Origin of the sequence: Bacillus cereus group sp. N31 (assembly GCF_016483245.1) — a bacterium.
GTDB lineage: Bacteria > Bacillota > Bacilli > Bacillales > Bacillaceae_G > Bacillus_A > Bacillus_A toyonensis.
On the sequence record NZ_JAEHCH010000003.1, the window covers coordinates 289,541 to 299,597 of the forward strand.

Below are 10,057 nucleotides of genomic sequence, written 5' to 3' on the forward strand. Positions count from 1 at the left end.
ATCGTTATTTTATCTCCATATTTGTATAACTAAGTTTATATGAATTTTATACTAAAGTCCTACTATGTATGAACGAATAGGTCTTTCAACTTAAGCAGTTCTCACACTAATGAGGGATATTAAACTAAATATATGTAACTTATAATGGCTACTATAAAGCTTTGGAAAATGAAAAGGAGGAGATTTGCATGAAGAATTGGGTTCAATTTAGAATTGCAAGACCAACAGATAAATTTGAAGAAGTTATAAGTTTTTACGAAACAGGATTAGGGTTAAAACGTATAGGGGAATTTCACAATCATGAAGGATATGACGGGGTTATGTTTGGATTACCGGGTGAAGAGTACCATTTGGAGTTTACTACGCATGTAAATGGAAGCCCATGCCCAGCACCGACAAAAGATAATTTACTAGTTTTTTATATGCCGAATAAAGATGAAATTGAAATAATCGCGAATCGGTTAAGTGAAATGGGCTACCATGAGGTGGAACCGGAAAATCCGTATTGGATAGAGAAAGGTACTACAATAGAGGATCCAGATGGCTGGAGAATTGTGCTTATGAATGCATTTGAATAAAGAAGTTCTTTTCGTATGTAATAGAGTGCAACAAAATGATTTAGACAAAAATCCCTACAACGTTTGTAGGGATTTTTTATAGGAAAATATAGTTAATAGCGTAATTGAAATATAGAAAGTATTTTGACTAAGAACAAATGTTATAAATATGATGTATGACGGAGGTATAAAAGTATGATAGTAAACCATTTTGAAGAGTTTTCTAAAAATGTTGGAAATACCCCTCTCATTAAATTAGAATGCGAAGAAACGAAGAATCTTTCAATCTATGCTAAATGTGAATGGCACAACCCTACAGGATCGATTAAGGATAGAGCAGCACTTGGAATGATCAATAAATATTTACAAGAAGCGAACAAAAAACAACATATTTTAGAGTATAGTGGTGGAAGCTTAGCGAGGTCAATTGGCTATCTTTGTTATTATTTAGGGATTGAATGCACGTTAGTGTTAAGTTCTGCAACTGGTCAATCTCTATTAAATGAACTCGAATATTATGGTGCTAACGTAATCTTAGTTGATACATGTAAGGGATTTTACGCTGTAATTGAGAAGACAATAGAGATTAGCAAACAAAAACAAGAGTTATACTTTTTGTTCCAACATTATAATAATGCAAATTTATTAAGTCATATAGAAGGAACAGGCCGAGAAATTATTGCACAAATGAACGGAAAACCAATACACGCATGGGTAGCATCCGCTGGTACTGGTGGAACTCTAATTGGGGTCTATAAAGCAGTAAAGAAGTATACAAAAAATGTTGAGCTACATTTAGTAATGCCTGCCGAATTACCATATGGATCTGAACAACCGCCAAATGCTTTAAAGAAATATGCAGGATCAGGTGGATTCGGTCTAGGACGGAAACAACATTTCATAGAAAAGGAAGACAATTTGATAGAAAAGCAATGGACTTATTCATATGAAGAAACCTTGTATGAAATGGCCCGTTTTTATAAGGCTACTGGTATGAAAATAGGAACGTCTGCGGCAGCAAACTTATTAGCTGCAAAACAATTAGGAAAAGAAAAAGGTGCGAATTTTAATGTAGTTACCGTTTTTCCGGATGCAGGTTCTATAGAAGAGTGGTCAGATGTAAAGAGTTTAGCCAAAATATAGCGGAGATAAATTATTGAGAGAACGAACCAAAGGTGGTTCCTTCGTTTATTTCTTATTTTATGGAAATTTGATAACATGAAAAACCTGCATGTTTACAATGTGTAGGTTTTTCATGGTGTGATTGCGTAGTATATTTAAAATTTCACATACCGTATTTTAAAAATAAATATAGGAAAATCAAAAAATAATGTAGAATATATCGTACATACCTATATGAAGTCAACAGAAAACATAAAAGAGGTGGACAAATGCTACTTGAAGAGGTCATGCAGCAACTAGAGAAATATGGAACGGAACAAAATCGAAAAACGTATAAAAATCATGGGGCGAAAGAGCCGCTATTCGGAGTCAGTTTTGCAAATTTAAAATTATTAAAAAAGAAGATAAAAAAAGATCATGATTTAGCAATTTCATTATGGGAAACAAAAAATATGGATGCAATGACTTTAGCAACGTATATTTTAGAACCGAAGAATGTAACATCAGAACAGCTGAATAGTTGGATTAGGGATGTTGATTATTATTGTTTAATGGACGTTCTTATGACAGCTATATGTACGTCGCCAATCGCAATAGAAAGAATGGACGAATGGACGAAATCTGATGATGAATGGATCGGGAGAGCAGGTTGGTCATTATTAGCGAATATCGCAATAAAAAATAAAAAGTTAGACGATAACTTCTTCATGCCGTATTTAGAAGAGATTAAAGTTCATATACATAATGAAAAAAATAGAAAAAGAGAAGCAATGAATAGCGCTTTAATTGCGATAGGGATTCGAAATGAAGCTTTAGAGCAACAAGCAATTGAAATTGCTCGTGAAATTGGAAAAGTAAAAATTGATCACGGTGCAACGTCATGTAAAACACCAGATGCAGAACCGTATATAAAAAAGGCTCGAGAAAGAGCAGAAAAAAAGAAAGTAAAATAAGCGAAGGAGAAAAGAAAATGAAACCAATTGAAGCGGCACAAAGCATAATTACATCACAATTTCCGAATTGTGATGTAGCTTTACTGGGAGGAAGCGTTGTACGCGGAGAAGCGACAAAAACATCTGACCTTGATATTGTTATAGTCGATCAAAGTTTGTCATCTTGTTATAGAGAATCCTTCTATAGTAATGGATGGCCCGTTGAAGTATTTGTACATAATTTTGTAACGTATAAAACCTTTTTTAAAATGGATTGTGATCGCGGGCGACCGTCTTTACCTCAATTAGTTTCAGAAGGAATTGTATTAAAAGGGGAAAGTGAAATTGTTGAGAAATTAAAAAAAGAAGCGAACGATTTACTAATTAAAGGACCAGATAAATGGACCGAAGAAACGATGAAACAGAAGCGCTATTTTATTTCGGATACTTTGGATGACTTCATTGGTGCATCAAAAAGAGAAGAAGAACTATTCATTGCTAATTTATTAGCGGAATTAATACATGAATATGTATTAAGAGTAAATGGCCAATGGCTTGGAAATTCAAAATGGTTTATTAGAGTTTTAAGAAGATATGATGACCATTATGCAGAACAATTTGTAGCGGCTTTTGATCATTTTTATAAAAACAGTGATAAAAATGTATTAATTAATTTTACAGAAAAGACGTTAGAACTATACGGAGGAAGAGTGTTCGAAGGATTTTCTATTGGCAAATAAAAAGGGGATAGTAAAATGAAAATACCATTCGTTCAATTAAGAGAATTGACACTAGATGATGTAGAAGATCGATATCAATGGTCATTAGATACAGAAGTGACAAAACACTTAGTCGTACCAGATCAATATCCTCCGTTCACTCGTGAAGATACGAGAAAATGGATTGAAGCATGCATAAGTCGAAAGAATGGTTATGAACAAAGGGCTATCTTTACAGAAAACGATATACACATTGGCTGGGTAGACCTTAAAAATTTTGACAAAATAAATAAAAATGCGGAACTAGGAATTACGATTGGGGATAAAAAGTATTGGGGAAAAGGGTATGGAATAGCATCTCTATATAGTATATTACAACTGGGATTCTTTGATTTCGAATTGGAGAAAGTTTGGCTACGTGTAGATGAAGATAATTTACAAGCTAGAAAGAGTTATGAAAAGGCTGGCTTTGTTTGTGAAGGACTAATGAGAAATGATCGATTACGTCAAAAGAAGTTCATTCATCGCTATCGTTATAGTATGTTAAAAGAAGAATATCAATCTATAATTAGTATTTTATAAAAATATTATGTAAACTAAAAGGGGATAGAGAAACATGATTCGATTACTTACGAAAGAAGATGCAAAAAAATATTGGGATTTACGTTTACAAGCATTACAAGTAAACCCAGAGGCGTTTATAACAACTTATGAAGAGGCGATTCGTCAGGAAAATCCTATTGAGCGAGTTGAAGGGAATTTAACATCTACTATTAGTTGTACACTTGGTGCGTTTAATGAAGAAAAATTAATTGGTGTAGTCACTTTACTAACGGAAGAGAAAGTAGCATATAAGCATAAAGGCCATATCGTTGCGATGTATGTAGACGCACAAAACAGACGAAACGGGTTGGCACGTGAGCTAATTGCAAATGCAATTCAAAGAGCGCGGGATATACAACTAGAGCAATTGACATTAGGTGTTGTATCTACAAACGAACCAGCAAAAAATTTGTACGAATCAATGGGCTTTAAAACATATGGAATTGAAAAAAGGGCTATAAAGATTAATGGTGCGTACAGTGATGATGAACATATGGTGCTGTTCCTTTAAAGGACGGAGTTTATCATGAAAGATCTTTATTTAGAAAAAAACATGAATCCGCAAGTAGCAATTTTGTATGCAACGGTTCGAGATACATATATACGATTGCGAAATTTAGTAGAAAGTACTGAAGAGAAGGAATTATCTTTTAAAGGGTCTGAAAATAATGAAAATAGCATCGGACAGCTACTTCAGCATTTAGCAGTTGTCGATTTACATTGGGTGTATCGCTTAAAGGGAGAAGAAGTTCCACTGCACTAAAAAATAAATATGGGCCTATGTTGAATGAAGTGGGAGAACTGCCAGTTTTAAGAAAACACACGTTACAAGAGTTAATGCAAGATTATGAAGCAGTGCAACAATTGTTTTATCCCGCATTAACGGGCAGCCCGATTGGTTAAACTAATAATCAGTGGGGGATGAACAAAACCCCCACTGATTAAAGTTTCACTTTATGAAGAATGTATGAAACTAACAGAAAATGATTTAACACGGGAAGTTTTTTATGAAAAGGGCGAAAATGCGACAATAAGATGGGGCATATGGCATATAGCTGATCATAATCGGTATCATCAAGCGCATATTGGTCAGTTAAGAAAATTATATAGAGCTAGATTACATGTAAGTTAAAGTGCGTGAATTTTAATTATATTCATTTTGTTGTATAGTATTAAGAAGAAACTAAACAAGGGGTTTTATAATGAAAGCAATTGCAATAGGGATATTGGCATCATTTTTCTTTGCCTTTACCTTTGTTTTAAACCGGGCGATGGACTTAGAAGGTGGAAGTTGGATTTGGAGTGCATCATTACGGTATTACTTTATGGTACCAATGCTACTACTTATTGTCATGTATAGAGGCAACTTAAAGCAACTCTTTCAATATATGAAAAACAATCCGAAAGAATGGTTGGTATGGAGTATTGTAGGTTTTGGTCTTTTTTATGCACCACTTAGTTTTGCTGGCGCATTTGGACCAGGGTGGCTTGTTGCATCAACATGGCAAATTACGATAGTCGCAGGGATTTTGTTAACACCATTTTTTGCGGTAGACCCATTACATAAAAAACTTCCGATGAAAGAATTAGTAATGTCGGGTATTATTTTATTCGGTGTTGTACTCATGCAAGTAGAACATGCTTCTTCTTTAGGAATTCGTGAAACCATTTTATGTGTAGTTCCTGTTCTCATTGCGGCGTTTGCGTACCCACTTGGAAATCGAAAAATGATGCAAGTATGTAAAGGGGAATTAGATGTATTCCAGCGAGTTCTCGGGATGACATTAGCAAGTTTACCATTTTGGTTTTTACTATCTGGTTACGAAGTATCAACAGGTGGATTACCGTCAAGTAGCCAAGTTTTTCAATGTTTTATTGTAGCAGTTAGTTCAGGTTTAATCGCGACAGTATTATTTTTCTTTGCGACAGATCTTGTGAAAGATGATCCGCAAAAGCTAGCAACGGTTGAAGCGACACAATCCGGTGAAGTTTTATTTGCTTTAGTAGGAGAGCTTATTTGGCTTTCTGCTCCAATTCCATCATCTTTATCTTGGGTTGGAATGAGTCTCGTTATTGTCGGAATGATACTGCATAGTTATGTGGCGGTCGTTGTGAAAAAAGAAGAAAAGATAACAGCGTAATGAGATTAGCTCTTTTTTATAAAGAGCTAATCTTTTTTCATAGAAAGGGATGAAGATATGAATTTGCAACGTGTTGAACAAATTGGAAGGGATTCAATTTTAAATGTGCTACAGTATGCAGTCGGTCCAAGTGAAACAAGCTTAAAGAAAGCGGTAGTATTTTATCAAAGCAATAAAGGTAGATTATATAAATATGAAAAAAAGGCTTGTATAGGTATTGAAATAATCGGAGCAAATGAAGCGAGAATATGCCACATAGCAGTCGTTCCAGAATATCGTCATACAGGAATTGCGTTTCAAATGATAAGGGAAGTAGTAAGAATGCATCAATTGACTTATGTCGAAGCTGAGACAGACAATGAGGCAGTAGAATTTTATAAGAAAATTGGTTTTAAGGTTAAAAGTTTAGGAGAAAAATATCCAGGGATAGAAAGATTTCATTTGTATTTTAAAAATAAAACATATTGAAATAATCTGAGAATATAATATCCGGAATAGGAATTGAAGAGATAGTTCGTTTTTTATTTATCTGTTCTATTTTTAATAGAAGATCTTTCTTAGTTTTTGACGAAAACTTAAGAAAGATTGGAATGTTCATTTGATGTTAAGGAAGGAAGTAAAATATGGATAGATCAATAAATGATAGAACAATTGAAAAAAAGCGTGCAGTCTCATTGGATTTAGCAAGAGGCACTATGCTACTGTTAATCGTACTTGCTCATGCACCGCTTTACTTGTATGCAGCAGATCCTGGAATTATGCATAGAGTGGAAAGCAGTAGTTTCTTTGATCAAATTGTAAATCTTTTTGGTATATTCATAATTGATAACCGTGCAAGAGCAATGTTTGCCGTATTATTAGGCTACGGTTTAGTTTTAGCATTTGAAGGGCAAATATCAAAAGGGAAAAATGAAATTCAGGCTGTAAAAATAGTAAGAAAACGCTCCTTGTATTTAATACTGTTTGGGATTGTGTTAGCGGTCTTAATTGGAGGGCAAGATATTCTTATGGCCTATGGTTTAGCGGGTATTTTTGTTAGTCCACTATTAAAGTGTAAAATGAAAACATTAATTCGAACGTTTATAATTATCGCTATATTGTATACCATTTTTATTCCAATAATATGGGGACTTAATATGCAATCAATAGGTGATTATGGTTTTTCACCAGATGTTTCGGCAAAAGACACGTATCTTAGTACTACAATGATACGATTACTTTTCTTTCCTATTATACCTGTACTCATCCATTTTATGTTCCCAATTCTTCCTTCTATAATTCTTGGTTTGTGGATTGCTAGATATAAGTTATTAATAAAACCAGAGCAACAGTTAAAAAAATTATATTTTATAACAACTATAGGATTAGCAATTTCTTTAATAGGTGCTTTGCCTTTATCTTTTATAGGGACTATATGGTATCCAACTGTATTTACAGCTGGAATGATAAATGGAATCCATATTTTAACTGGAATTGCTGGAGGATTAGCATATGCAACAGGTTTCGGGATAATAGGGAGTAGATTGAAAAATCCAGGGTACTTTAGCCTTGCATTAATCGCTCTAGGAAAACGTTCATTAACATTTTTTGTTTTAAATGAAGCACTGCTTGTTATATTTTTATCACCAGTAGCATTTGATTTAGGAGGGCATGTAAGTAACGCTTTTGCTGCATTGATAGCAATATGTATTTGGATATTGTCTGTCATAGTAGCTTTAATAATGGAAAAAAATAATCTTAATGGACCATTAGAAATTTTATTGAGACGTTTAGTATATAAAAAATAAATAAAGTGAAAGACGACATAATACAAAATCGTCTTTCACTTTATTTAGGTGTACAGATAGACAATTCGGCTATTATAATATTTCATTTTCATTTAGGGAATAAATAGCATGAAAATATGTAAATATGCATATTGAGTATAGTTTGTAAAAAGTGATATTTGCATTATATAATATAGTTAAATGGAAAAATATAGATAAAAGAAATTAGGTGTATAGCACATGAGAATGGAAAAAAATAAATTTTTGAAAGTCGCTGCTTCAATTGGCGTGTCATCTTTTTTATTAACAGGTTGTGGTGACTATGAAGAAGAAAATGTACAACAAGAAAATACCGCTGTTAAAACGGATGGTGGGAAGCAAGGGAGCGAACAAGAACCATTAAATTGTGATGATAAAGCCCCAACTACTGAAAATGTAGAAAAAGATGAGTTATGCAAGGAAAATAATCCATCATTTTCATCGTATCAAGAAAACTCTCACTTACCGATATTACCGTTCGTAGCAGGATATTTATTAGCAAGTAAAACCTCAAATATGAACTATACAGCCAAACCAAATGTAATGAAGAAACCATATACAAACAATGTTCTTTCTTATCGTGAAAAAGATGAACGGAGAACTGGTGGCAGCGGTGGCGGAGGATATTACGGCGGAACTACTAGCAACAACGATTCTTCAAAGAAAGTGGATTTAAATAAACAACAGCCTAATCCATCAAATAAAGTGACGCCAGATACAAATACATCTAAATCATCTACGACACAAACGCCGAAAGTAAATTCTGGTTCAAGTGGAATTGGGAACGCAAAAGCGCCGGCCGGATCATAAAGAGAAAGGATAATAGAGTCATGTATACAGGACAAGAACAGAAAGAGTATATGAAAATATGGTTTTCACTTGCGGAAGAGGCTGGTAGGAATGGTTTCACGTGGCCGAGTCTATTAGAGAATGAAGAGTGGAATCAGTATATGGCAACAGGGATGTTTCGTATGTCGGTAAACACATATACCGCTATTTCGAAAGCGACAGAAGAAATAATGTATGTGTTATATAGAACGTATCAATATATTGTACATACGACAGAAGATTTTCAAAAACTCGGATTCCCGCCTGAAACGTGGGAGATTGCGAGAATGAAACATACTGGTTTGTTTTCTTATTTTACAAGGCTCGATTTTATCGTAAATGGTGATGTTATTAAATTAATAGAAGTGAATTGTGATACACCAACAGGATATTTAGAACCTTCTGTTGCAAATGAAGTGTTGTGCCGTTATCACGATGTGAATCACCCGAATCATATTGAGGAGCATATTGTACAGGCATGGGAACAAATTAAACATGACTATAATATTGATCCTGAAGAAACGATATATTTTAGTAGCTATGATTGGCACGATGAAGACCATCAAACAGTCCAGTTTTTAAGAAGTTATTGCCTAAATCAGCCCACGGAATATATAGGAATTCAAGATATTGTAGTTACAGATGATGGAATATATACGCCAAATGGCAAGCGAATTCATTATTTATATCGACTGTATCCAATTGAATATTTAGTTACAGATGTTGATAAAAATGGAAAAAGAATTGGTCTGCAGTTTTTAAATCATATAGCGCAAGGAAGAGTGAAAATTATTAATCCACCAGCCGCATTCGTAATGCAAAATAAAAATGTGCTTGCATTAATTTGGAAGCTTTATGAAAAAGCGGTTTTCTTTGAAGAAGAAGAGCGTGTTATTATTAATAAATACTTCTTACCAACATATTTTACAAATAAGCCATTTAAAGAAAGAAATGAATCATTTGTTTCTAAACCTTTATATGGACGTGAAGGTGGGGGCGTATCTATATACGAAAATGATGAACTATTAGCTGAAGATAAAACGGAATATTACTTTGAACAACGGAAAATATATCAGCAATACATAGAAATGCCTGACTATACCATTGATACATGGGATGGTCCGTATACTGGTAAATTATTAAGTGGCTCACATTGTATTAGTGGGAGAGCGGCAGGGTTATTTTTACGAGTTGGTGAGAAAATAACGGGAAACTTATCGATGTTTACTGGGGTTACGATTGAAGGATAAAATGAAAAGAAAAGCCCATCATTTGGTCTTATCCCTGTCAAGTAGACAGTATTAAAAAGACTAAGCAGCCATCGAGATTCGATATTCTATCGGAGCTCGA

The 10,057-nt window shown here is 34.0% G+C and carries 11 protein-coding genes and 1 pseudogene; all 12 read left to right on the top strand.

The window, feature by feature from the left end:
- The first annotated feature begins 188 nt into the window (after positions 1-188).
- The 12 genes and pseudogenes from JDS81_RS07895 (at position 189) to JDS81_RS07950 (ending at position 9,957) form a co-directional block, all read left to right on the top strand.
- On the top strand, positions 189-578 hold the full coding sequence (locus JDS81_RS07895) for a VOC family protein (RefSeq protein WP_000800673.1): 390 nt from the start codon (positions 189-191) through the stop codon (positions 576-578).
- A 174-nt stretch (positions 579-752) separates the two neighbouring features.
- Positions 753-1,700, top strand: a complete 948-nt coding sequence (locus tag JDS81_RS07900; RefSeq protein WP_097955071.1) for a PLP-dependent cysteine synthase family protein — start codon at positions 753-755, stop codon at positions 1,698-1,700.
- A 248-nt stretch (positions 1,701-1,948) separates the two neighbouring features.
- Complete coding sequence (locus JDS81_RS07905) at positions 1,949-2,632, top strand: DNA alkylation repair protein (RefSeq protein WP_097955069.1); 684 nt, start codon at positions 1,949-1,951, stop codon at positions 2,630-2,632.
- 17 nt (positions 2,633-2,649) lie between these two features.
- Positions 2,650-3,351 carry a nucleotidyltransferase domain-containing protein gene (locus JDS81_RS07910; RefSeq protein ID WP_097955068.1) on the top strand — a complete coding sequence of 234 codons (702 nt, stop codon included), beginning with the start codon at positions 2,650-2,652 and terminating at the stop codon, positions 3,349-3,351.
- Between the two features lie 15 nt (positions 3,352-3,366).
- Positions 3,367-3,912 carry a GNAT family N-acetyltransferase gene (locus JDS81_RS07915; protein ID WP_097955066.1) on the top strand — a complete coding sequence of 182 codons (546 nt, stop codon included), beginning with the start codon at positions 3,367-3,369 and terminating at the stop codon, positions 3,910-3,912.
- 34 nt (positions 3,913-3,946) lie between these two features.
- Positions 3,947-4,444: a GNAT family N-acetyltransferase gene (locus JDS81_RS07920; RefSeq protein WP_000620331.1), complete on the top strand. Its 498-nt coding sequence runs from the start codon at positions 3,947-3,949 to the stop codon at positions 4,442-4,444.
- 15 nt (positions 4,445-4,459) lie between these two features.
- A pseudogene (locus tag JDS81_RS07925) lies at positions 4,460-5,065 on the top strand (DinB family protein).
- Between the two features lie 70 nt (positions 5,066-5,135).
- Positions 5,136-6,074: a DMT family transporter gene (locus tag JDS81_RS07930; RefSeq protein WP_000643649.1), complete on the top strand. Its 939-nt coding sequence runs from the start codon at positions 5,136-5,138 to the stop codon at positions 6,072-6,074.
- 57 nt (positions 6,075-6,131) lie between these two features.
- Positions 6,132-6,542 (top strand): GNAT family N-acetyltransferase, encoded by a 411-nt coding sequence (locus tag JDS81_RS07935; RefSeq protein ID WP_001053326.1) that lies wholly within the window; start codon positions 6,132-6,134, stop codon positions 6,540-6,542.
- 155 nt (positions 6,543-6,697) lie between these two features.
- On the top strand, positions 6,698-7,861 hold the full coding sequence (locus tag JDS81_RS07940) for a DUF418 domain-containing protein (RefSeq protein WP_000376140.1): 1,164 nt from the start codon (positions 6,698-6,700) through the stop codon (positions 7,859-7,861).
- Between the two features lie 219 nt (positions 7,862-8,080).
- The gene (locus JDS81_RS07945; RefSeq protein WP_001242215.1) at positions 8,081-8,689 is read left to right on the top strand and encodes a hypothetical protein; all 609 of its coding nucleotides are present in this window, start codon (positions 8,081-8,083) and stop codon (positions 8,687-8,689) included.
- Between the two features lie 20 nt (positions 8,690-8,709).
- Positions 8,710-9,957, top strand: coding sequence for a glutathionylspermidine synthase family protein (locus JDS81_RS07950; RefSeq protein WP_097955065.1), 1,248 nt, complete (start codon positions 8,710-8,712; stop codon positions 9,955-9,957).
- Positions 9,958-10,057: the final 100 nt, after the last annotated feature.

Bases quoted from the DNA above. Each gene is read 5' to 3' on its own strand.
- JDS81_RS07895 (WP_000800673.1), top strand. From the start codon at position 189: ATGAAGAATTGGGTTCAATTTAGAATTGCAAGACCAACAGATAAATTT.
- JDS81_RS07900 (WP_097955071.1), top strand. From the start codon at position 753: ATGATAGTAAACCATTTTGAAGAGTTTTCTAAAAATGTTGGAAATACC.
- JDS81_RS07905 (WP_097955069.1), top strand. From the start codon at position 1,949: ATGCTACTTGAAGAGGTCATGCAGCAACTAGAGAAATATGGAACGGAA.
- JDS81_RS07910 (WP_097955068.1), top strand. From the start codon at position 2,650: ATGAAACCAATTGAAGCGGCACAAAGCATAATTACATCACAATTTCCG.
- JDS81_RS07915 (WP_097955066.1), top strand. From the start codon at position 3,367: ATGAAAATACCATTCGTTCAATTAAGAGAATTGACACTAGATGATGTA.
- JDS81_RS07920 (WP_000620331.1), top strand. From the start codon at position 3,947: ATGATTCGATTACTTACGAAAGAAGATGCAAAAAAATATTGGGATTTA.
- JDS81_RS07930 (WP_000643649.1), top strand. From the start codon at position 5,136: ATGAAAGCAATTGCAATAGGGATATTGGCATCATTTTTCTTTGCCTTT.
- JDS81_RS07935 (WP_001053326.1), top strand. From the start codon at position 6,132: ATGAATTTGCAACGTGTTGAACAAATTGGAAGGGATTCAATTTTAAAT.
- JDS81_RS07940 (WP_000376140.1), top strand. From the start codon at position 6,698: ATGGATAGATCAATAAATGATAGAACAATTGAAAAAAAGCGTGCAGTC.
- JDS81_RS07945 (WP_001242215.1), top strand. From the start codon at position 8,081: ATGAGAATGGAAAAAAATAAATTTTTGAAAGTCGCTGCTTCAATTGGC.
- JDS81_RS07950 (WP_097955065.1), top strand. From the start codon at position 8,710: ATGTATACAGGACAAGAACAGAAAGAGTATATGAAAATATGGTTTTCA.